This window comes from Novosphingobium sp. BF6, from assembly GCF_058273105.1.
This window is the reverse complement of record NZ_CM177775.1, coordinates 3,008,837-3,029,735: the sequence shown is the minus strand read 5'-3', so window position 1 is coordinate 3,029,735 and position 20,899 is coordinate 3,008,837. Positions and strand designations below refer to the sequence as shown.

Annotated in this window: 19 protein-coding genes; 13 read left to right on the top strand and 6 right to left on the bottom strand. The window is 65.8% G+C overall.

The window, feature by feature from the left end; all coding sequences use genetic code 11:
- Positions 1-57 precede the first annotated feature (57 nt).
- The 3 genes from AC4D6D_RS14705 to flgE form a co-directional block, all read right to left on the bottom strand.
- Positions 58-966, bottom strand: coding sequence for a flagellin (locus tag AC4D6D_RS14705; RefSeq protein WP_491325873.1), 909 nt, complete (start codon positions 964-966; stop codon positions 58-60).
- A gap of 22 nt (positions 967-988) precedes the next feature.
- Positions 989-3,025 carry a flagellar hook-associated protein FlgK gene (locus AC4D6D_RS14700; RefSeq protein WP_491325872.1) on the bottom strand — a complete coding sequence of 679 codons (2,037 nt, stop codon included), beginning with the start codon at positions 3,023-3,025 and terminating at the stop codon, positions 989-991.
- A 132-nt stretch (positions 3,026-3,157) separates the two neighbouring features.
- Entirely contained in the window at positions 3,158-4,474 is a 1,317-nt protein-coding gene (flgE, locus tag AC4D6D_RS14695; RefSeq protein WP_491325871.1) for a flagellar hook protein FlgE, read from the bottom strand.
- Positions 4,475-4,648: 174 nt separating this feature from the next.
- Here flgE and AC4D6D_RS14690 point away from each other — a divergent pair, with 174 nt between their 5' ends.
- From AC4D6D_RS14690 to AC4D6D_RS14665, 6 genes are all read left to right on the top strand, one after another.
- A complete protein-coding gene (locus tag AC4D6D_RS14690; protein ID WP_147219582.1) occupies positions 4,649-5,113 on the top strand; it encodes a flagellar biosynthesis repressor FlbT in 465 nt (154 codons plus the stop codon).
- A 16-nt stretch (positions 5,114-5,129) separates the two neighbouring features.
- Positions 5,130-6,467, top strand: coding sequence for a flagellar protein export ATPase FliI (gene fliI, locus AC4D6D_RS14685; RefSeq protein ID WP_491325870.1), 1,338 nt, complete (start codon positions 5,130-5,132; stop codon positions 6,465-6,467).
- On the top strand, positions 6,451-6,885 hold the full coding sequence (locus tag AC4D6D_RS14680; protein WP_491325869.1) for a hypothetical protein: 435 nt from the start codon (positions 6,451-6,453) through the stop codon (positions 6,883-6,885). Before fliI ends, AC4D6D_RS14680 begins: the two co-directional genes overlap by 17 nt.
- Positions 6,885-7,940 (top strand): peptidoglycan-binding protein, encoded by a 1,056-nt coding sequence (locus tag AC4D6D_RS14675; RefSeq protein ID WP_491325868.1) that lies wholly within the window; start codon positions 6,885-6,887, stop codon positions 7,938-7,940. The genes AC4D6D_RS14680 and AC4D6D_RS14675 overlap by 1 nt, the downstream gene beginning before the upstream one ends.
- A 173-nt stretch (positions 7,941-8,113) precedes the next feature.
- Complete coding sequence (locus AC4D6D_RS14670; RefSeq protein WP_491325867.1) at positions 8,114-8,992, top strand: sigma-70 family RNA polymerase sigma factor; 879 nt, start codon at positions 8,114-8,116, stop codon at positions 8,990-8,992.
- Positions 8,993-9,161: 169 nt separating this feature from the next.
- Positions 9,162-10,592, top strand: a complete 1,431-nt coding sequence (locus tag AC4D6D_RS14665; protein ID WP_491325866.1) for an alginate export family protein — start codon at positions 9,162-9,164, stop codon at positions 10,590-10,592.
- A 39-nt stretch (positions 10,593-10,631) separates the two neighbouring features.
- Here AC4D6D_RS14665 and AC4D6D_RS14660 read toward each other — a convergent pair whose 3' ends face one another.
- The 3 genes from AC4D6D_RS14660 to flaF all read right to left on the bottom strand — a co-directional run bounded on the left by AC4D6D_RS14660 (position 10,632) and on the right by flaF (position 14,505).
- The gene (locus tag AC4D6D_RS14660; RefSeq protein ID WP_147219587.1) at positions 10,632-11,252 is read right to left on the bottom strand and encodes a response regulator transcription factor; all 621 of its coding nucleotides are present in this window, start codon (positions 11,250-11,252) and stop codon (positions 10,632-10,634) included.
- Entirely contained in the window at positions 11,249-13,795 is a 2,547-nt protein-coding gene (locus AC4D6D_RS14655) for a PAS domain S-box protein (protein ID WP_491325865.1), read from the bottom strand. Before AC4D6D_RS14655 ends, AC4D6D_RS14660 begins: the two co-directional genes overlap by 4 nt.
- A 347-nt stretch (positions 13,796-14,142) precedes the next feature.
- The gene (gene flaF / locus AC4D6D_RS14650) at positions 14,143-14,505 is read right to left on the bottom strand and encodes a flagellar biosynthesis regulator FlaF (RefSeq protein ID WP_147219589.1); all 363 of its coding nucleotides are present in this window, start codon (positions 14,503-14,505) and stop codon (positions 14,143-14,145) included.
- Positions 14,506-14,707: 202 nt separating this feature from the next.
- On the opposite strand from flaF, the gene motA reads away from it, so the two are divergent.
- Genes motA through AC4D6D_RS14615 form a run of 7 tightly spaced genes read left to right on the top strand, consistent with a single transcriptional unit; the run spans position 14,708 to position 20,895 of the window.
- Positions 14,708-15,592, top strand: coding sequence for a flagellar motor stator protein MotA (motA, locus tag AC4D6D_RS14645; RefSeq protein WP_147219590.1), 885 nt, complete (start codon positions 14,708-14,710; stop codon positions 15,590-15,592).
- Positions 15,576-15,926, top strand: coding sequence for an STAS domain-containing protein (locus tag AC4D6D_RS14640; protein WP_491325864.1), 351 nt, complete (start codon positions 15,576-15,578; stop codon positions 15,924-15,926). The genes motA and AC4D6D_RS14640 overlap by 17 nt, the downstream gene beginning before the upstream one ends.
- Positions 15,923-16,288: a response regulator gene (locus AC4D6D_RS14635; protein WP_147219591.1), complete on the top strand. Its 366-nt coding sequence runs from the start codon at positions 15,923-15,925 to the stop codon at positions 16,286-16,288. Before AC4D6D_RS14640 ends, AC4D6D_RS14635 begins: the two co-directional genes overlap by 4 nt.
- Complete coding sequence (locus tag AC4D6D_RS14630) at positions 16,285-18,498, top strand: chemotaxis protein CheA (protein WP_491325863.1); 2,214 nt, start codon at positions 16,285-16,287, stop codon at positions 18,496-18,498. Before AC4D6D_RS14635 ends, AC4D6D_RS14630 begins: the two co-directional genes overlap by 4 nt.
- The gene (locus AC4D6D_RS14625) at positions 18,495-18,983 is read left to right on the top strand and encodes a chemotaxis protein CheW (RefSeq protein WP_147219593.1); all 489 of its coding nucleotides are present in this window, start codon (positions 18,495-18,497) and stop codon (positions 18,981-18,983) included. Before AC4D6D_RS14630 ends, AC4D6D_RS14625 begins: the two co-directional genes overlap by 4 nt.
- Entirely contained in the window at positions 18,983-19,867 is an 885-nt protein-coding gene (locus tag AC4D6D_RS14620; protein WP_491325862.1) for a CheR family methyltransferase, read from the top strand. The genes AC4D6D_RS14625 and AC4D6D_RS14620 overlap by 1 nt, the downstream gene beginning before the upstream one ends.
- Positions 19,864-20,895 (top strand): protein-glutamate methylesterase/protein-glutamine glutaminase, encoded by a 1,032-nt coding sequence (locus AC4D6D_RS14615; protein WP_491325861.1) that lies wholly within the window; start codon positions 19,864-19,866, stop codon positions 20,893-20,895. The genes AC4D6D_RS14620 and AC4D6D_RS14615 overlap by 4 nt, the downstream gene beginning before the upstream one ends.
- Positions 20,896-20,899 lie beyond the last annotated feature (4 nt).

The following is a 20,899-nucleotide window of genomic DNA, read 5'->3' as shown; positions in this document are numbered from 1 at the left end:
GGGCGCCGGGATTTCGATCCCGGCGCCCTTTTTCGTAGGCCATGATGACGACCCGGCTTACTTGAGGAACTGGGCCAGCGACATCGAATTGAGCTGTGCGAAGACCGAGTAGCTCGCTTCGAGAATGCTCTTGCGCTGGGTGATGTCGATGGCGACCTGGCCGAGATCGGCGTCCTCCACCGAGCCGATCAGTTCCTTGAACAGGTCGATGCGGTCGTCCGCGCGGTCGCTGAGGGTATCGATCTTGTTCTGGTTGCGGCCGTTGGTGGCATTGACCGTGCGCACGTCCTTGAGGCCGACGTCGAGCTGGGCCATTGCATTGGTGATGGCCTGCTTCTGCGCATCGGTCAGCTTCTCGCCAAACGGACCCGCTTCGGCGAGCGTGCGGAAGGCGGGGACCAGATTGCTGGCGACTTCGCTGGCACCGATGCCGTATTCAAGATCGATGTTCTCGCCGACGCGGGTCGACTGGCGCACGCTGTCGTTGGTAAAGGCATCGGCGGCATTCAGCCCGACGGTGTCCTGAAGCGTTTTGGGCAGGAACGGCGTGCTGGAGGTCTGCGATCCGGCGAAGAGCGGAATGCCGCCCTCGGCGGAGTTCAGCGCGGTACGCACGTCGCCGAAGGCGCTTTCTATCGCCGCCTGGAGACCCGGCGAATCCCCGGTTCCGATGGCGTCGAGAAGCTGCTTGCTCAAGTCCGAAAGCGAGGTATCGACCTGGTCGAGATTGGCGTTGTAGAGCGACAGCGTGGTCGAGACGCGGCCGGCATTGCTCTTGTAGGATTCCTGCTGGGCCAACATCGAGCGGGCTGAAAGCGTCCGCACGGCATCGAGGCCGAGCCCGGCATAGTCGGTAGCCTTCTTGCCGGAATTCAGCTGGAGCTGGCTGGTTGCGAGGTTCTCCTGCGAGCGGGCGATGCCGCTGGCAAGCGTGCGCTGGAGGGGGATCGTCGCTACGCGGGTCATCGTCTGGTCCTCGTTCTCGAAATTAGCGGATCATGCCGAGCAGGGTGTCGTACATGTCGGAAGCCGTGGTCATTACGCGGGCTGCGGCCGAATAGCTGTTCTGGAGCACGACCATCTGTGCGAGTTCCTCGTCGACATTCACGCCGGAGAAGGAATCGCGCCGGTCGAGCGCGTCGCTCAGCCGCGAGGAGGCGTCGGTATGGTTGGTCTTGGCCAGCGAGGCCTGGGAACCGATGCTGCCGAGCAGGCGATTGGCGAAAGTGCCGATGGAAGCGTTGCCGTCCTTGCCGAAATCGACCGCGCCGGACAGTGCGTCGACGAAGCCCGAGACATTGCGGATATCTCCCGAACCGATCGCCTTCTCACCCACGGCGGCATTGAGCTGGAGCAGCGCCAGCGGCAGTTTGGTCGGATCGGCCAGGATGTTGGCGGGCACTTCGGCCGAGGAGAGGCCGCTGGCCGCGCCGGTCAGGCCGGAAAGCGCGGAGAAGGACAGGCCGGTGCCGGAGCGATTGGTCGAATCCGAGGGAATCGAGATCGTCGAACCTGCGCTGGCGGTATTGCTGTTGAACTGGATGCGCCCCTTGTCGTCAAGCTTGAAGCTGCCGTAGGCGCTCAGCGGGCTGGCGTTGAGTTCGCTGACCAGATCGCCCCAGGTCGATCCGGTGGATCCCGTGAGCGTGTACTGGGTCAGGACCTTGCCGGTGGGGTCGCGCAAGACGATCTGCGCGGTTTCCCCGGTGCCGAAGCCGTGGGGGTCGCTGGCGGTGAAGCCTGGGGGCGTCAGCGCGCTGGTGTCCGAACGGACCAGGTTGTTGAGGCCGAAGAACTGCGAGAAGCCCACGCCCGCGCGCTTGCTGGGCGTAGTCGGGTCCTGGGCAATGGCAACGCCGTTGGCGCTGGAGGTCGAACTGAGCGAGAGAACGCCGTCGGTGAAGCTCGCGTTGCCGTCAGGCGCAAGTCCGGCGTTGATCGCCGCGATCGCGTCATCGACGGTCGCGGTGGGGCCGAGTGCATCGAAGTCGATCGTGGTCTTGGAAACCAGCGTGCCGTCCTTGGCGACGATTGCGAACGTCGCCTTGCCGGTGAAGCCCAGGCGATCGGAGCCGGTGAGGCCGTTCGCCTGGCCGGTCAGGGCCTGGGGCGGGGGCATGGTGGTGCCCTCGTTGGCGACCTTGTTCAGGGTTTCGGCGAGGCCGCTGAAGAGCTGGCCGAGCTGCTCGGAGAAGTTCGGCAGGGCGCGGTCGCGGATGTCGAGCAGGCCGCCGAGTTTGCCGCCGACCGCCGTCGAATCGATTTTCTCACCGGTCGAGGCGCCCATGACGCCGTTGTCCGAGGCGAAGCGGATGTCGATCGCGGGGTAGGTCGCCTGCGAGGCGGCGGCGCCCGAGGGATAGTTGAGCTGGCGCAGGCGCTTGTCGAGCAGCACCTGGCCCGAAGCGGAATCGATGGTCACGCGCCCGTCGCTCTGTTCGCGCACGGTCACGTCCATCAGCCCGCTCAGTTCCTCAAGGGCGGACATGCGTTCGTCGGCCGGGCCGGAGACGCTCTTGCCCAGGCCCTGGAGGCGGGCGACCTCGCTATTGAGGTCGTGAATCTTCTTGAGCAGGACGTTGGCGCGGTCGACGGTGTCGGAGACTTCGCTCTCGACATCGGCCTGCAGGTTGGAAACGTCCTTCTGGAGCTGGTTGATACCCGCGATCGAATCCGCGACGTTGCCCGTGAACAGGGCGATCGATTGCGCCGATCCCTGAAGGCTGGCGATCTGCGAGACGGAGGTGGAAATGGCGGTCAGCCGCGAGGCAATGCCCGACTTGGAATCGGTGGAGCCCAGCAACGATTGCAGACGGTCGAGATAGTTCGAGGTCGCGTCGCTGCGACCGGCGTTGCCCGCGCGCTGGTAGACGGCGTTCTCCAGGAACTTGTCCGCCACGCGCGAGGGCTCGCCGACCACGACCCCGTTGACCTTCCCTCCCGCGACCCCGGTGGTGATCGTCGGTTTCTGGCGGGCGTAGCCCACCGTGTTGACGTTCGCGATATTGTTGGAAACCGTCGCCATTCCGGACTGAGAGGCCGAAAGGCCGGACATTGCGGAATTGAGTATCTGGTTGAGGGACACGGTTCTGGTCTTCCTGAAAATATCGTCGGGAAAGGGAAGGTCTTGGGAAACGGCGCCGAACCGGCGCCGTTATCAGCGCTTCAGGTTGCTGACTTCCTGAAGCATGTCGTCGACGGTGGTGATGATCTTTGACGAGGCGCTGTAGGCGCGCTGGAAGAGGATCATGTTCGAGAACTCCGACGCCAGGTCGACGTTCGAGGCTTCGAGAACGCCGGCTGAGATCGAGCCGCCACCGAGGGCGCCGGGCTGGTTGATCGCGACGTTCCCCGAGGTGGCCGAAGCGGTATAGGCGTTGCCGCTGGTACGGGTGAGGCCGTCGGGGTTCTGGAAGGTGGCGATCGGCAGCTGATAGATCGCGCGGGTTGTGCCGTCGTCGAAGACGGCGCTGACGATGCCGGTGTCCGAAATCTCTACCGAGGCCACGGTCCCGAGCACGCCGCCGTCCACGCTCGACGAAAGCAGGGCGGAAGCGCTGCCGAACTGGGTCAGGCCGTCAAGCCCGCCATTGGTGCCGAGGCCGAGCGTGATCGGCGTCGAACCGGCGCCATTGGCCCAACCGATGTCGAGGTTGGCGAACAGGGCCGGGTCCGAACCCGCGAGATTCAGGCTGCCGTCGGCATTGAACTTCACCGTGCCGCTGGCGAGCACGCCATTGGTGATGGCGGCACCGTTCGAGGTGGTGATCTGGGCGGGATTGCCCGAGATTTCCGCAACCCATTCGTTGGCGCCGGTCTTGACGTAGTTGAAGGTCAGGGAGTGGGCGGTGCCTTGCGCGTCGTAGATCTCGACCGAACGCGAGAACTGCGGCGAAAGGGTGCCCGACGCCATCGATCCTGGCACATAGGGGCCGGTGATCGGCGTGGCGGTGGAATCGAGGTTGGCACGCATCGCGATCTTGGTGGTCGGCAATGCGGCGCCGGTCAGCGCGTTCGGGCGGATCGGCACAAGCGAATCCATGCTGCCGTTGTTGGTGTAGTTGCCGCTGGCGTCGAGCGGCCAGCCGGTCAGGTAGTAGCCGGCGGTGTTGCGCAGGAAGCCGTCGGCGTCGGGCGTGAACGAACCGGCGCGGGTATAGGCGATCTGGCCGCTGGTGTCGGCGCTGGAGCGCACGACGAAGAAACCGGCGCCGTCGATGCCGATGTCGGTCAGGCTGCTGGAAGCCTGGAGCAGTCCCTGCTTGGAAATGAGCGCCTTGGGCGCGGCGGTGACGCCGCCTGCCGAATAGCTGCTCTTCATCTTGCCGTCGGTGACGAGCGTCTTGAACTGGGCGGAAACGCCCTTGTAGCCGATGGTGTTGACGTTGGTGATGTTGTCCGCAACCGTCGCCATGGCGCTCGCCTGCGCGCCGAGACCGGAAACGCCGGCGTAAAGAGCTGAATAAAGGCTCATTTCATTCTCCTGTGCGTGTCGGCCGGCAAGGTTGGCGTACCGGCCACCGAACAGAGGCATTGTAGGAAGAATGGCGCCGGGCACGGGCGCGGACCGCATAAAATTTCTGGGGGACCGCAACGGACTTGACTCTGTCATCCTATAAATGATGCAGATGTCACGGGGGCAATTGACATGACTCTTCGCATTTCGCTTCGCAATGGGGAACCGGTGATCGTGAACGGCGCGGTTCTGCGCGCTGTCGGTCGCACCGATCTGGTGGTCGAGAACGAGGCCACGATCCTGCGCGGACGCGACGTAATGAAGCCGGAAGAAGCGACTTCTCCGGCACGCCAGCTCTATTTCGCCTGCATGATGGCCTATATCGATCCGGCCGATCTCTCGCGGCATCAGCAAGTGCTGCTGGCGCGGCTGGAATTGCTGATGACGGCGCTCGAAACGGCGGAGGCCAAGGCCGTCTGCATCCGCTTTGCGCAGAAAGTGGCAACCGGCCAGTTCTATCATGCACTGGCTGACTGCCGCTGGCTGATCGGCTACGAATCCGATGCGCTGTCGCGCCTCGAGCAGCCGTTTGCCCAGCAAGTTTCGGCGCCGGCGCAGGCAGCCGAAATCGCAGTCGAAATCGCGCCCGTCGCCTGATCGGGAAGAGCGTTTCATGGCCAGCCTCGCCGCCGCCGCCGCAGGTCTTCGCCTGCTCGCGCCCGACCGCCGCTATGGCCGGGTCGTGGCCGTGCGCGGCGCGCTGATCGAGGTCGAGGGACTTTCGGGCGCCGCCCAGATAGGCTCACGCGTCACGCTCAATTCGCCGACCGGACAGGTAGAGGCCGAAGTGACCGGGCTGGACCGGGGCATTGCCCATTGCATGCCGTTCAGCGAGCCGCAGGGCATCGCCTCGGGATCGCGCGCGGACCTTTCCGCCAGCCAGTTCGCCCTCCGGCCTTCGAGCGGCTGGCTCGGCCGCATGGTCGATGGACTCGGTCGTCCGGTTGATGGCAAGGGGCCGCTCGAACAGGGTGCGATGCTGCGCAAGATCAAGGCCTCGCCGCCGCCCGCCTCGGCGCGGGCGCGGGTGGGCGGACGGCTTTCCACCGGCGTTCGCGCGCTGGACCTGTTCGCGCCGCTGTGCCGCGGCCAGCGCCTCGGTCTCTTCGCGGGGTCGGGCGTCGGCAAGTCGGTGCTCCTGTCGATGCTGGCGCGCTGGACCGAGTGCGACGTCGCCGTGATCGGCCTGATCGGCGAGCGTGGCCGCGAGGTGCAGGAATTCGTGCAGGACGATCTCGGCGTGGAGGGCCTCGCCCGCAGCGTTGTCGTCGTCGCCACGTCTGACGAGCCTGCGCTGATGCGCCGCCAGGCCGCCTGGACTACACTGACTGTTGCGGAGCATTTCCGCGACCAGGGTCTCAATGTGCTCTGCCTGATGGATTCGGTGACCCGCTTCGCCATGGCGCAGCGCGAGATCGGCCTGGCCAGCGGCGAACCGCCCGCGACCAAGGGCTATACGCCGACCGTCTTCGCGGAACTGCCGCGCCTGCTGGAACGCGCCGGTCCGGGGCTTCCCGGTCAGGGCGCGATCACCGGCCTGTTCACTGTGCTGGTCGACGGCGACGATCACAACGAGCCGGTGGCGGACGCCGTGCGCGGCATTCTCGACGGCCATATCGTCATCACCCGCCAGATCGCCGAGCGCGGTCGCTATCCGGCGATCGACGTGCTCAAGTCCGTCTCGCGCACCCTGCCGCACTGTCTGGGCGAGGCGGAAAACCACGTCCGCCTCGCGGCGCGGCGCGAGATGGCAACCTACAAGGACATGGAGGAAATGGTCCGGCTCGGTGCCTATCGCGCCGGATCGAGCGCCGAAGTCGACCGCGCGGTGGCGCTTGCGCCGCGCATCGAGGAGCTGCTCAAGCAGGGCAAGCAGGATCGCGGCTACGCCGAGGAAAGCTTCGCGGCGCTGGCGGCCTTGATGGAGGTTCCGGATGAAGACGCCGTATGACGCCGCGCTGCGCGTGCAGCAGCGCGAGATCGACGAGATGAGCGCTGCGATCAGCACGCATTCCGGCGTCCTGGGCGAAGTCGAGAAGGCGCGCGACCGGGTGTCGAAGTCGATCACCCGCGAGGCGGACCTTGCAGCGGGTGACCTTGCTGTCTGCTCTCACGCCTATCTTCAGCGCATGCGGCATGAGCGGCACCAGCTAACCAACCGTCAGGTCCTGTTGAAGGCGCGGCTCGACGAATTGCGCGACATGGCGGTCGATGCCTACGGCACGTTCCGCGCCATCGAGACGGCGGCGGACGGCTATCGGCAGGACGCCGAGCGGGTGATCGCCAATGCCGAGCAGGCGGGGATCGACGATTTCGCGGCCATGTCCTTCATCAAGGCCCGGCGCGCGATGCGCCGTGAGGATTCGTGATGATCGAGGGTGCGAGTGCGCAGAGTCTAGGTACTCAGGGCCTTGGCGCTCAGGCGGGGGGCCTTCAGGGGCTGACCCCGGCGCAGAAGGCGCAGCTGATCTATACCCAGGCGCGCAGCGAACTTTCGGGCCGTCTCTGGCGCGCGGCGCTGGGCGGCGAGGACGAGAAGCAGGCCGGGGGACTGGTCGACAAGCGTTCCGATCCCCTGGGTCTCGACGGTCTGCTGGCGCTGTTGGACGAACGGACGAAAGCTGCCACCGCGCAGCCTGCCGTCGCCGAACAGGCCGTCCCGAAGCCGCAGGCCGACCCGTCCTGCACATCCCGCGAAGGTGTCTGGGAGCGCTTTGCCCGGCAGCAGGAAGGCGAGGGCAGCGGCGGAAATTCGGGCGGCGGCTCGGCAGGCGCACTGTCGATGCAGGACGGCCCCAATGCACGCTACGCAGGCGTTCTCGGCGCGGCGGCGTCGCGTACGGGTATTCCGGCGGCGGCGCTCGCCACGATCGTCAATGCCGAAGCGGCCAAGGGCTCCGACGGGCGCTGGCTGCCCTATTCGCGCAATCCGCGTTCCAGTGCCGCCGGTATCGGTCAGTTTCTCAACAAGACCTGGGAAGGGCAGGCGGAGCGCGAGGGCACCTGGCTCCACGCTTTCGCGCAACAGAACGGCTGGCTCAACGCGCGCGGTCAGGTGCGTGGCGAGAGTCGCGGCGCTTTGCTGGCGCTGCGCTACGATCCACAGGCGTCGATCGAAACGATCGCCGACTATGCGCGAACCAATCTCGATTCCTTGCGCGGTTCGGGCGTGCGGATCGGCGGCGGTGTCGTCGAACTCGCGCAGGCGGCTTACCTCGGTCATCACCTTGGGCTTGGCGATGCAACGCGTTTCCTGAAGGGCGGTCTCTCGCCCGAGCGCGCGCGCACGTTGCTCAACGCGCAAGTCGGCTCGGCAAGTGCGAATCGCCGCATCGAAATGGCGGGAAGCGCGGTCGCCGCACACCGTTCCTGGCTGCTCGACTATGTCGGCCGGAACATCCGGCCGGACCGTTTCGCAGGGTAAAACTCAGGCGGAATGCCCCCATTTTCCGATAAAACGAAAATTATTATAGGAAATATAGGAAACTGTCTTATAGGATTAACCTTCCATTCAGAAATTCGCGAGACAACGGGTCTCGTTGAAGCGGAGCAGCGGCGATGGGCGCCCTGCGGCTCCACTCTGACCGGGGGTTCACAATGTCGAAGATCACCATCGCTCTGGAATCGGCGGTAGCGACCGTCAGCGCGAACATGCCGGCCGAGGGCCAGGCGCAGTCTGCACGCCAGCGCGCGATCGTGGATCGCGCCTTCGCGCAGATCATCAAGCTGATCGCGCCGCGTATCCGTCACTTCATTCGCCAGTACGGCCTCGTCGCGCATTGGGACGATGCCGAGCAGGTCTGCGCGATCGCCGTCCACCGCGCGATCCAGGCCTACGATCCGGAAAAGGCGCAGTTCACCACTTTCGTGAACTGGCAGATCCGCGGCGAGCTCCAGAGCTTGCGCTTCCGCCTCATGACCGACCAGCGTCCTTCCGCCAAGAAGGTCGAGGCGGTCACTGTGTCGCTCGATGCCATCGGCGTCGGCGAGGATGGGGAAGGCCAGTCGATCGTCGCCTCGATCGAGGATGAGGATGCACTGGAACGCACGGAATCCGCAGCGTCGGACTATCTCGCACGTCAGGCCATGGCCTCGCTGACCGACAGCTACGTAGAGCATCTGCGCAATATCGGCGTCGAGCGTATCCGCCGCAAGGCCCAGCCGAAGAAGGCGCCGCGCGCCGAGGCCGGTGCCCATCGTTCGGTCTGGCGCAGCGGCAAGGCCGCGCTCGATCCGGTCGAACTGGCGGAGCTGGAAGAGCGTCTCGAACACAATCGCAAGGTCGTGGAAGGGCGTCTGTTCGAGATCGCGGCGCTCGACGTGTCCGAAGATGAAAGCAGCGTCGCCAAGGAGCGTGTCCGCCAGATCGCCAAGCGCGCCGCCAAGACCATGAGCGACCTTGCCGGTGCCGATCCGCGCTTCACGATGATGGCTGAGTATCGCCAGGCGATGCTGGCACCGGTCGCGGCGCATTGAGGGATTTGCGGCAACGATCCGATATGTGCCGGAACGTTGCCCGGCCTCTTTCTTCGGAGTCCTTCGGAAGGGTGATGAAAATTCGACGGACCTGATGATATAACTCGCTCCCGGACGGTTAGCGGCTCCAATGTTATCCTATAATGAGCCGCAACCAAGGGAGATTTCGATGCATTCCAGCCTCGTCGATCCGGTCCGTCAGGGCCGGATTTTCTATATACGATCCGCGCGGCTCCGGGCGCTCATGGGTATGCTCGGCGGCAGCCTGTTGGCGGCGGGACATGGCGGCGAGGCGCATGCGGCGGGTATGCTCGAAACGGCGCTCGGCGCGCCCGAAGGGCTTACGATCAAGGGCGAAGTTCGCAGCCGCGTCGAGGGGATCGACGGACAGTTCCGGCCGCGGGTGGCCGAGGACGACGCGATGTTCTCGCTGAAGACGACTTTGCAGGTGGAATACGACGGCGGTCCCTGGCGGGTCGGAGGCGAACTCTGGGACGCCCGCGCCTATGGGGAGAAATCGAACTCTTCGGCCGGGACCGGCGAAGTCGATGCCCTGGAAATGGTCCAGGCCTATGTCGGCGTCGATATTCCCGTGTCCGGCGGCACGAAAGCGCGGCTGACGGCCGGGCGCTTCACGATGAATCTGGGGTCGCGCCGTCTGGTCGCGCGCCAGGCTTTCCGCAATTCGACCAATGCCTTTACCGGCATCAATGCACAGTGGAAGAGCCGGGCGGGCGACCAGCTGACCGTGCTCTGGGCGATGCCGCATATCCGCCTTCCCGACGATGTTGAAGGCATTCACGACAACACCGTGCGATGGGACACCGAGACCACCGATCTCCAGTTCTTCGGGGCCTCGCTGACCAAGGCCCGCGTGTTCGGCGGTTCGCTGGAACTCTATGGCTATGGTCTTGCCGAGCGCGACAGTGCGAACCGGCCCACCCGCAACCGGCACTTGTTCACACCGGGTCTGCGCCTGTTCCGCGCGCCGAAGGCCGGGCAACTGGATTACGATCTGGAAGGGGCCTACCAGTTCGGGCGCACGCGGGCGACCACGGCGCCGTCGGACAGGACCGACCTCGACGTGTCGGCCTACCTGATCCATGCCGAAGCCGGTCGCACGTTCGCTGGCGGTTGGCAGCCCCGCCTCTCGCTGGACTTCGACATGGCCAGCGGCGACCGCGCCAAGGCCGGGACCTATAACCGCTTCGACACCCTGTTCGGTGCTCGCCGCTTCGACTTCGGCCCCACCGGTCTCTACGGCGCGGTCGGGCGTTTCAACACGATTTCGGGGGGCGCGCGGCTTGAGGTCAAGCCCAGCCGGAAGTCGGACGTGATGGTGATGTACCGGGCGCTCTGGCTGGATTCGAAGACGGACAGCTTTTCCAGCACCGGCGTGAGGGATGCTTCCGGGCGCAGCGGCAGCTTCGCCGGGAACCAGTTCGAGGCGCGCTACCGTCGCACCCTGATTCCCGAAGTCTTGCGGGTGGATACCGGCGTGGCCTACCTGGCCAAGGGACACTTCCTCAAGGATGCGCCCAACGCGCCCCGGACGGGCGACACGAAGTACGGGTACGTCGACCTCTACTTCGATTTCTAGCGCAGATCCTGCCCGTCCGTTTCCCAGCGGCCGGGCGGGTCAGTCCATCGGCACCAGGCCCGCCGCGAAGGCGATGCGCAGCACTTCGGACAGACTGCGGACCTGGAGCTTCTCCATCAGCTTGGCGCGGTAGATTTCCACTGTGCGCGGGCTGATGTCGAGGGCATGGGCGATGATCTTGTTCGATTGCCCGTCGATCAGTCCCTTGAGCACGTCCAGCTCGCGCGGGGAGAGCTGTTCGAGCAGCGAGACGGCCTTCTCCTTGCGGCGCTCCTCCGCCGTCGAGACGGCCTGCTGCAGGAAGGCGGATTCCACCGCGCTCATCAGCTTGTGATGGTCGCAGGGCTTCTCGATGAAATCGACCGCGCCCAGCTTCATCGCCTGGACCGCCACGGAAACGTCGCCTTCGCCGGTCAGCACGATCGGCACGAAGCGCGTCGGCCGCCCGCCTACCGTGCTCAGCACCTGGAGGCCCGAAGTGCCCGGCATGTGCAGGTCCAGCAGCAGGCAACCCGGCTCCAGCAGGGAGGCCGCTTCCAGGAAGGTGTCGCCGGAATCGAAGCAGGTGATTCTGCTGTCTCCGATCATCGCCAACAGGTATTCGAGCGAAGTGCGAACGGCCAGGTCGTCGTCGACAATATAGATGCGTCGGGAAGTCATCCGGCCTTCAGCTCCAGGTCGGGGTAAGCGGGAAGCGTGAATTCGACAGCCGCGCCTCCTTCGGAAGGATTGTGCATCGAAAAGCGCCCGCCATGCGCTTCCACGATACGACGGCTGATCGACAGCCCGAGCCCCATGCCATTCGGCTTTGTCGAGGTAAAGGCCTCAAAATGTTTGCAAAGAATGGCTTCGGGCAGGCCCGGACCATTGTCGAGCACCCGGATCAGGACCTGATCGTCGTTCGTCTGGCGAGTCGAGATAACGATTTCCGGCTGCCTGTCGTTGAGGCCCGCGAGCGCGTCGAAGGCGTTGTTGATGATGTTAACCAACACCTGCTGTATTTGAATGCGATCGGCAAGGACCGAAGGTGACGCGACCCCCGGACAATACCGCAGGCATACTCCCGGCGCCCGGCTGCGCGAACGGGCCAGTTGCAGCGTTTCGGCGATGACGTCGTCCAGCGGCTCTACCCTGATCTCGAGTTCACCCTTGGAAACGAACGCGCGCATGCGGCGGATGATTGCCCCGGCGCGCAGGACTTCCTGTCGGGCGAGATCGAGCATCCGGCGCTGCTGTTCCGATCCGTTCTCTCGCGCCATGACGAGGTCCATGGCGCCGAGGAGGTTGGCGGTGGCGGTCAGCGGCTGGTTGAGTTCATGCGCGAGACCGGCACCCATCTCGCCCATGGCGCTGACGCGGGAAGCGTGGAGAAACTGTTCGCGCAGTTCGCCCATTCGCGCCTGGGTGGCGAGCTGCTCGCGCATGTTGCGCACGAAGGCGATGGCGATACGCTCGTTTCCGATGTTGGCGGCGCCTATGGCGATTTCCACCGGCAGCTCGTTGCCGTTGCGGTCGAGGCCGGCGGTCATGTGGGTATCGGTGGAGGGACCGCTGTCGGGCGCCTTCTGGTCCGGGTGGGGGCGGAGGTAGCGCGGCAGGAGCATCCGCACATCCTTGCCCAGCACTTCCTCCGCGGCGTAGCCGAAGAGAGTCTCCGCCGTCGCCGAGAACGAACGGATGTGGCAGCGCTGGTCGATGGTGATCATCGCCTCGGGGACGGTCTCCAGAATCGAGCGCAGCTCGGAATCGCGGGACTTGAGCAGCTCCGCATGCTGCTCGCGCTGGGTCGCGTCCATGACGATGCCGATGACCGAGACGTCGTCGGTGCCGGGGACGCGGTGGATATGGGCGGTGCCCTCGACGACGGATCGCGTCGCGGACTGGAGCGGTATGAGCCGGAACGTCTGGCGTTCGGCATGCCAGGTTTCCGGGGCCTCGGGCACTTCGAAGGTCGTGCCGAACGTGTCGCGCAAGTGTTGGAACCAGTCCTTGATGCCGCCCTGGAAGCTGCCCGGCTCGACACGGAACAGGCGTTCGGCATGGCCATGGAAAACGAATCGGTCGGAAGCGGACGACCATTCGAAGATGCCCAGTTCGTGCAGGTCTATCGCCAGCGAGAGGCGGGCATCGCTGGCAAGCAGGGCCTGCTCGGCCCGCTTGCGCGCGGTGATGTCGGTCATCGAATGAACCACCATCGGGGCAATGTCGGGGCGGGGTTGAACCGCCTGGCAGCTGTGGAGCACGCGCATTTCGGCGCCGTTCCGGTGACGGGAAGTCACTTCGTTCTCGCGCCGGGTGCCGTCGAGAAGGGCTTCGATCCCGTTTCCGGGCAGCGGCGGCGTGCCGATCAGCGACTGCTGGAAGCGGCCAAGCGCCTGTTGCGCCGACCAGCCGTAGAGACGTTCGCAACCGGCCGACCAGCGCAAGATACGGCCTTGCGCATCGGTAATGGAGACGGGCGCGGCATCCAGCGCGACATCGACGGCGCGGCGAGCGCTGCTTTCTTTCGCAATGCGCATCCAGGCCCAGGCGATCAGTCCGCAGGACAGTGCGACTTCTGCCGCCGCCTGGACGATCTCGATCATTTCCGGCGAGGCGATGCCCGCACGGGCGGCCTTGAAATGCGCGAGCGCGGACACGACCGGGACGCTCACGCAGACGGTGAGACAGGTCTGGATCGTTCCGGAGCCGAAGCCCGATTCCGCCTTGCGCGGCCAGGCATATTGACGCCGCAGGGCGATGATGGCCAGTGCCAGGAGGCAGATGACGAGCGCCGAGGGTATGGACATCAGCGCATGGTGCGTCTGCGGACCGGGCGTGCTGATCCCGAGCGGAGCGAGCGTTCCGGATATGGCCGCGGTCGCGAAAGCCACGCAGGCGCAGGGAACCGTGAGGCGCCGGAGCAGGCGACGACCCGAGCCAACGGCGAATACCGAAATGGAGAGGAGCACGAGCCCGGCAGCCGGTAGCAGGCTGGGGCGGGCGGGGTCCGGGCGTGGTAGCTCAAGGATGCTGCGCGGCCAGAGAAGCATGTCGATCCCGAGCGAGCGGCCAAAGACCTCTTCGGTCAGGCCGCTGAGCCCGATCAGCAAGGGGATTGCAAGCATCCAGCGCGCGGCGCGGTAGGTCGGCCATCCCGGCGATCCGGCCAGAAGCACGCCCGCGCCGATGAAGGCGCAGCACAGGGCCGTGAGCGGTTGCATCAACAACCTGATACTGCCGCCGCCGGCAAGCCGGGGCATGTCCAGAATCCATCCGCACAGTACGATAGCGCAGACAAGATACGCTGCGGCGACGAGGGCGGGAACGGCCGGTTCCATCCTGTCGGGAAGCGGCCCGCCCAAGCGCTGCGGCGGTGGATTCAGTTCCTGCATTCCGACCCGCTTCTTGCGCCTTGCTGTTATAGTTTCAAGGCGTGGGGGCCATTAGACCTTTGTGTATGATTGTAAATAGACGCACCGGGCGGCGGCCTGCGCATTCCGTGGCAAAAGTGATAAGCGGCTGATAATGGCTTATAAAAAAGTCATTATCGCAGTCTAAGGGGTTTTCCTTAGTTGCTGGCTGCGTTCTCGTTTGCAAGCCCTTCGATAATAGCGCGATTTACGACTATCAAGTCATCGATCGTATCATGTCCGGTAATGACCTCGGACGTATACTTATCCACCCACATTCCGATCGAAATGATCCGGGCGCGCAAGTCGTCGGGCAACTGATTGCCCTGCGCCGCGCACATCGAGGAAAACGTGGACCAGGCCAGGCGGTTGCGATGGAGCGCCGGGGCCAGTTGCGCGCCGCGCAGACCGGCATCGCGCGCGGCGATCATTTCGCCGGTGATCTGGCTCATCAGCCGGTATTCGTTCCGGCGGGGAGTCGCGGCGATCTGTTGCACGCGTTGATAGGCATTGAGTGACATGATGGCTCCAGCAAGGACGTCCGCCTCCCTCATATAGGATGGAAGCGCGCGGATCGGTCGCAAGGGCGCGCGTTTTGCGATGAGGAGTGGCATTGTCACGGAAAAACCGTCGCCCGGCACCAGCCCCGCCCCGAGCATCCTATAACTAACGCAGGGCTTCGGCCTGCTAACCTTTTGCGGCCATCAATCGCGGATCTTCTTCATGCTCAACGCCATCGGCCTCGTCGTCATCCTGCTGTGCGTCTTCGGCAGCTTCCTGATGTCGGGCGGTAACATAATGGTCATCGCCCATGCCCTGCCGCACGAAATGCTGGCGATCGCCGGCGCGGCGGTGGGTGCCTTCATCCTCGGCAACTCGATGACCACGGTCAAGAAGACCTGGGGCGGGATCCAGCGCGTCTTCAAGGGCGGTCGCTGGACCGAGGTCGATTTTCGCGACCTGCTGGCGCTGCTCTTCACGCTGCTCGCCACGTTCCGCAAGGAAGGCGCGAACTCGATTGAAAAGCACCTCGACGCCCCCGAAGAAAGCCCCATCTTCACGCGCTACCCGCGTCTGCTGGAAGACCAGGGCCTGGTCGAGTTCACGTGCGACTACTTGCGCATGATGACGGTCAACTTTGAGGACCCGCACCAGCTGGCCGAGGCCATGGAAGGCGATATCGAGCGCCACCATGCCGAGGAAATGGCGCCGCAGCACGCGCTCCAGATGATGGCCGACGGCCTGCCCGCGCTGGGCATCGTCGCCGCCGTTCTCGGCGTCATCAAGACCATGAGCTCGATCGACCAGCCCACCGAGATCCTCGGTGCGATGATCGGCGGCGCTCTGGTCGGAACGTTCCTGGGCGTGCTTCTGGCCTACTGCCTGGTCGGCCCGATCGCGCAGAAACTCCAGCAGATCATCGACTCCGACTTCAAGCCCTACCTCATCGTCAAGACCGCGATCGTCGGTCACGCGCAGGGGCAGCCGACCGAAGTGGCCATCGAACTGGCGCGCCGCATGACGCCGTCGCCCTATGCCCCCTCGTTCACGCAGCTCGAGACCGCGCTCGACGAAGTGAAGGATCAGCTCAATGCCAAACCTGCCTGAATCCGTGCAGCCCGAAGAGATGGCGCCGGAAATCGCTCTTCCCGAAGACCGTTCGCTGCACCTGCCGGTCCACGGGACTACCTTGACCGCCGAGGACTTGCGCGTCCGCATGGTCCTGGCCTGCGACTTCGACGGAGCGATGCAGATCGACGCCAGCCAGGTCGAGACGGTCGGCCAGGCCGTGCTGCAACTGCTCGTCGCCGCCCGCACCGAAGCGCGCGAGGCCGACCACGAGTACGAAATCGTCAATCCCAGCACCGCCTTCGTCGAGCGCGTGCAGGCCTGCGGGCTGGCGGAAGCCGTCGGCCTTTCTGAAGAGGAATTCCCGTCGTGAGCAAACTCATCCTGACCGTCGACGATTCCGCCTCGATGCGGATGCTGCTGAAGGCCTCGCTGGCCGCGCAGGGCTTCCGCGTCGAAGCCGCCGATGACGGCGAGCACGGCCTCGAGCGCATGCACGAAGTGAAGCCGGACCTGCTCATCACCGACATCAACATGCCCAAGATGGACGGCTTCGAACTGATCGAGGCGGTGCGCGCGGTGCCCGAGTTCCGCGGCACGCCGATCCTGGTGCTCTCGACCGAATTCTCGGACGAGAAGAAGACCCGCGCCCGTGAGGCGGGTGCCACCGGCTGGATCACCAAGCCCTTCGAAGCGGCCAAGCTGGGAGCGGCCGTCCGCCGCGTCTGCCCGTGAGCGACGAACTCGACGAAATCCAGGGCATCTTCTTCGAAGAGTGCACCGAAGGTCTGGCCGTCGCCGAGGCCGGCCTTTCGGCCATGGCCGAAGGCGACGCCTCTTCCGAGACGATCGCCGGGGTGTTCCGCGCAGTCCACTCGATCAAGGGCGGCTCCGGCGCTTTCGGCCACGCTGCGCTGCTGGCCTTCTCGCACCGCTTCGAGAACGTGCTCGACGAAGTGCGCGGCGGCCGCATCCCGGCCAGCGCCGAGGTGACCAAGACCCTGCTGGGCGCCTTCGATATCCTGTCCGACCATGTCGCGGCGGCCCAGGGCGGCACCGAGCCGCCTGCCGACGCGGCGATGCTGGCGCAGCTCGACGCGGTTCTGGAGAGCAAGGGCGCGGCGGCAGCCGCTCCGGCGCCCGCTCCCGAACCTGTCGCGGAAGCGGACGAATTCGGCTTCACGCCAGTCGCTGCCGTGGTCGAGGACTTCGATCCCTTCGGTTTCGAGCCGGTCGCGGTCCAGCTTGAGGACTTCGCTCCGGTCGAACCGGCGGAGCCTGCCGGATGGACGGTCCGCTTCGGTCCTTCGCGCGGGGCGCTCGGCAACGGCGGCGAGCCGATGCTGGTGATCCGCGAACTGGAGGACATGGGCGCGGTCGTCACCGGCGTCGACATCGACTCGCTTCCGGGCCTGCGCGACCTCGACCCCGAGGACAGTTATTTCGTCTGGACCCTGCGCGTGCCCGGCACCGTCGGTGAGCAGGACATCCGCGACTGCTTCGACTTCGTGGCGCCGGATTCGCTGATCGAGATCGATCGCGAGGAAGTGCTCGTCGCGATCGTGCCGGAAGTGCCCGCAGCGCCTGCCGCGCCTGCTGCCGTTGACGACGATGGTTTTGGCGTGTTCGAGCCGCTGGCGGCGCCGGAAGACCTGTTGACGCTCGTGCCGGTCGAACCGGCGCCCGTGGTTGCCGCTCCCGCTGCGGCGCCTGCCGCTGCACCGGAAAAGCCGAAAGCCGAAGCGCGCCCGGCCAGCGTCGAAGTGGCGCAGACCATCCGCGTCGACCTGTCGAAGCTCGACCAGCTGCTCAATCTCGTGGGCGAACTGGTGATCCGTGGCTCGATCCTGTCCGACCGGCTTTCGCCCGCCGACCAGGAGCGCGTCGAGCTTCCCGAACTGTCGCGCCTGACGCGCCAGATCCAGGACAACGTGATGTCGCTGCGCGCGCAGCCGATCAAGCAGGCCTTCTCGCGCGTGCCCCGCATGCTGCGCGATCTCTCTGCCGAAACCGGCAAGAAGGTGATCCTCGAAACCATCGGCGAGATGACCGAAGTGGACAAGGGCGTGATCGAGAAGATCGGCGACCCGCTGACCCACATGATCCGCAACGCGGTGGACCACGGCATCGAGAGCGCGGAAGAGCGCCTCGCCGCCGGCAAGCCCGCCGAGGGTACGATCCATCTTTCCGCCGAGCAGAAGGGCGCGCGTATCATCGTGCGCGTGCGTGACGACGGCCGGGGCATCAACCGCGAACGCGTGCGCGCCAAGGCCATCGAGCGCGGGATCATTTCCGCCGATGCCGCGATTTCCGACGAGGAAATCGACGGCCTGATCTGTGCGCCTGGCTTCTCGACCGCCGAGACGATCTCGAACATATCCGGGCGCGGTGTCGGCATGGACGTGGTGCGTTCCAACGTCGAGGCGCTGGGCGGCCGCCTGGAAATCAATTCGATCCCCGGCGAGGGCACGACTTTCACGATGGCCCTGCCGCTGACGCTGGCGATCCTCGACGGCATGATCGTGCGCCTCGGCGACCAGCGCTTCGTGCTGCCGCTCGCCAACGTGATCGAGACCGTCCAGCCCGAGCCGGGCCAGGTGAAGGAGACTTCGCCGACGTCCGAAGTGATCGAACTGCGCGGGCAGTACCTCTCGGTGCGCCGGGTCGGCGAACTGTTCGGCATGCGCTCGCAGCGGGCGCCCGAGGACTCGCTGGTCATCATCGTCGAGAGCGAGACGGCGGGCCATGTCGGCCTGATGGTCGATACCATCGATAACCGCCGCGAAGTCGTGATCAAGAGCCTGGAGGACAACCTCCACCCGATCCGCGGCCTCGGCGGCGCAACCATCCTCGGCGACGGCTCGATCGCGCTGATCCTCGATATCGACGCCCTGGTCGCGACCGGCGGCTCGTCCAAGTATGCGCTGAAAGGAATGGCAGCATGAGCACCGAAGACACCGAACTCGACGAACGCAAGATCGTCACTTTCACGCTGGGCAGCCGCCTGTTCGGCATCGACATGCGCTCGCTGATCGAGATCCGCGAGTGGGAAGAGCCCACCCCGCTGCCCAGCGTGCCGCCTTATGTGAAGGGCGTGACCAACTTGCGCGGTTCGGTGGTTCCCGTCGTCGGCCTGTCCGAGCGTCTCGGCTGGGCGCCGAGCGAACTGCATTCGCGCTCGTGCATCCTCGTCGTCACCATCAATGGTCGCCATGCCGGTTTCCTGGTGGACGAAGTGCAGGACATCGTCGTGATCCAGGCGGGCGAGATCCAGCCTGCGCCGGACGTCGAGATCAACGAGCAGGGCGCCATCGCCGGTCTCGTCAAGATCGAGCGCCGCACCCATGACGCGGCCAATGCCGAGGCCATGTGCCTGCTGCTCGACCTCGACGCGCTGAGCCTGACCCGCCAGGTGCCGGACTTCGCGTAATGAGCGTGTTGGCTTCCTCTGAAGGAACGAGCGGAGCGCTGGGCGGCACGGCCGAACTGCGCTCCGCCCAGTTCCGCGACATTGCCGCGATCATGCAGCGGGAGGCGCGCATCCATCTGGTCGAGGCCAAGATGACGCTTGTCCACTCGCGTCTGAGCCGCCGCCTGCGCGAGCATGGGCTGTCCAGCTTCGTCGACTACGTCGCGCTGGTCCAGCGCGATGCCGAGGAACGTCATGCCATGGTGGTCGCCCTGACCACCAACCACACGCATTTCTTCCGCGAGAACCACCACTTCGACCACTTGCGCCGCGAGGTCCTGCCCAAGTTGCAGGATCGCGCGCGCCGGGGCGAGAAGGTGCGCATCTGGTCGGCGGGCTGTTCGAGCGGCGAGGAAGTCTACTCGATCGCCATGTGCCTGGCAGGCGACGGGCCGACGAGCGCGGCCTGGCTCCAGCAGGGCGACGTGCGCCTGCTCGCCACCGACATCTCGCCGCCGGTCGTCCAGGCCGTGCGCGACGCGCGCTATTCCGCCGCCACGGTCGAGCCGATCCCGGAAAGCTACCGCAGGCGCTGGATGCGCGCCGAGACCAACGGCGATCATGTCATCGTCGATCCGCTGCGCGAACTCGTCGCGGCGCGGGTGCTCAACCTGTTCGAGCCCTGGCCGATGCGCCGCAAGTACGACGTGATCTTCTGCCGCAACGTGATGATCTATTTCGACGACACCGCCAAGGCCGAGCTGGAGGCGCGCTTCGTCGAGATGCTGGCGCCCGGCGGCACGCTCTACATCGGCCATTCCGAACGCCTGATCGGCCCCGCCGCGCGACTGATGAAGCCGGTCGGCCAGACCATCTACGCCCGCAACGACGGAGGCGCCGCATGACGGTCGCACCCGAGAAGACCCGCGTCCTGATCGTCGACGACAGCGCGGCGATGCGCGCGCTGCTGAACAAGCTGCTGAGCCACGACCCCGCCATCGAGGTCGTCGGCATGGCGCCCGAGCCGCATGCCGCGCGCGAGATGATCAAGTCGCTCAATCCCGACGTGGTCACGCTCGATATCGAAATGCCGGGGATGGACGGGTTGTCCTTCCTCGAACGCATCATGCGCCTGCGGCCCATGCCGGTGGTCATGTGCTCGACGCTGACCGCGCGCGGGACCGAGGCGACCATCGAGGCCATGCGCCTCGGCGCCGTGGACTGCATCGCCAAGCCCTCCGGCAATCCGCTGGAGATCGCTCAGGACGGTGCGTTGCTGCGCAAGATCGTCAAGGCGGCGGCGCGCTCTTCGGTGCGCCGCACCGCCAGCCCGCCGACGCCCGTCAATGCCGCGCAGGGGTCCTTGCGCGACGTGGTGATCGCGGTCGGCGCCTCGACCGGCGGGGTGGAAGCCCTGTTCTCGATCATCGGCGCCCTGCCGCCGGACTGTCCGCCGGTCATGGTGGTGCAGCACATGCCGGCCGCCTTCACCGGCAGCTTCGCCACGCGGCTCGACAAGGCCGCGCGGGTGCAGGTGGTGGAAGCCCAGAACGGCATGACCCTGCGCCGGGGCACGGTCTATCTCGCGCCCGGCGGCGGCCAGCACATGGAGCTGCTCGGCGGCACCAGCGGCCAGGTCAGGCTGCTGGAGGGCGATACCGTCAGCGGGCACCGTCCCTCGGTCGACGTGCTGTTCCGCTCGGTTGCGCGGCTCGGCTCGCGTGCCGTCGGCGTCATCCTTACCGGGATGGGTTCGGACGGGGCGATCGGCCTCAAGGCCATGCGCGATGCCGGAGCCCGCACGCTCGGCCAGTCGCGCGAGACCTGCGTGGTCTACGGAATGCCGCGCGCCGCCTTCGAGGCGGGCGCGGTCGAAAAGGAATTCAGTTTGTCCGCCATGCCCGAGGCCATCCTCGGCGCGTGTCGGCGGTAAATGG

What these genes read in the sequence shown, in the direction of transcription:
- AC4D6D_RS14665 (WP_491325866.1), top strand. Translation starts at nt 9,162, where the DNA reads ATGCATTCCAGCCTCGTCGATCCGGTCCGTCAGGGCCGGATTTTCTAT.
- fliI (WP_491325870.1), top strand. Translation starts at nt 5,130, where the DNA reads ATGGCCAGCCTCGCCGCCGCCGCCGCAGGTCTTCGCCTGCTCGCGCCC.
- motA (WP_147219590.1), top strand. Translation starts at nt 14,708, where the DNA reads ATGCTCAACGCCATCGGCCTCGTCGTCATCCTGCTGTGCGTCTTCGGC.
- AC4D6D_RS14670 (WP_491325867.1), top strand. Translation starts at nt 8,114, where the DNA reads ATGTCGAAGATCACCATCGCTCTGGAATCGGCGGTAGCGACCGTCAGC.
- AC4D6D_RS14705 (WP_491325873.1), bottom strand. Translation starts at nt 966, where the DNA reads ATGACCCGCGTAGCGACGATCCCCCTCCAGCGCACGCTTGCCAGCGGC.
- AC4D6D_RS14640 (WP_491325864.1), top strand. Translation starts at nt 15,576, where the DNA reads ATGCCAAACCTGCCTGAATCCGTGCAGCCCGAAGAGATGGCGCCGGAA.
- AC4D6D_RS14675 (WP_491325868.1), top strand. Translation starts at nt 6,885, where the DNA reads ATGATCGAGGGTGCGAGTGCGCAGAGTCTAGGTACTCAGGGCCTTGGC.
- AC4D6D_RS14680 (WP_491325869.1), top strand. Translation starts at nt 6,451, where the DNA reads ATGAAGACGCCGTATGACGCCGCGCTGCGCGTGCAGCAGCGCGAGATC.
- AC4D6D_RS14625 (WP_147219593.1), top strand. Translation starts at nt 18,495, where the DNA reads ATGAGCACCGAAGACACCGAACTCGACGAACGCAAGATCGTCACTTTC.
- flgE (WP_491325871.1), bottom strand. Translation starts at nt 4,474, where the DNA reads ATGAGCCTTTATTCAGCTCTTTACGCCGGCGTTTCCGGTCTCGGCGCG.
- AC4D6D_RS14700 (WP_491325872.1), bottom strand. Translation starts at nt 3,025, where the DNA reads ATGGCGACGGTTTCCAACAATATCGCGAACGTCAACACGGTGGGCTAC.
- AC4D6D_RS14660 (WP_147219587.1), bottom strand. Translation starts at nt 11,252, where the DNA reads ATGACTTCCCGACGCATCTATATTGTCGACGACGACCTGGCCGTTCGC.
- flaF (WP_147219589.1), bottom strand. Translation starts at nt 14,505, where the DNA reads ATGTCACTCAATGCCTATCAACGCGTGCAACAGATCGCCGCGACTCCC.
- AC4D6D_RS14655 (WP_491325865.1), bottom strand. Translation starts at nt 13,795, where the DNA reads ATGCAACCGCTCACGGCCCTGTGCTGCGCCTTCATCGGCGCGGGCGTG.
- AC4D6D_RS14690 (WP_147219582.1), top strand. Translation starts at nt 4,649, where the DNA reads ATGACTCTTCGCATTTCGCTTCGCAATGGGGAACCGGTGATCGTGAAC.
- AC4D6D_RS14615 (WP_491325861.1), top strand. Translation starts at nt 19,864, where the DNA reads ATGACGGTCGCACCCGAGAAGACCCGCGTCCTGATCGTCGACGACAGC.
- AC4D6D_RS14620 (WP_491325862.1), top strand. Translation starts at nt 18,983, where the DNA reads ATGAGCGTGTTGGCTTCCTCTGAAGGAACGAGCGGAGCGCTGGGCGGC.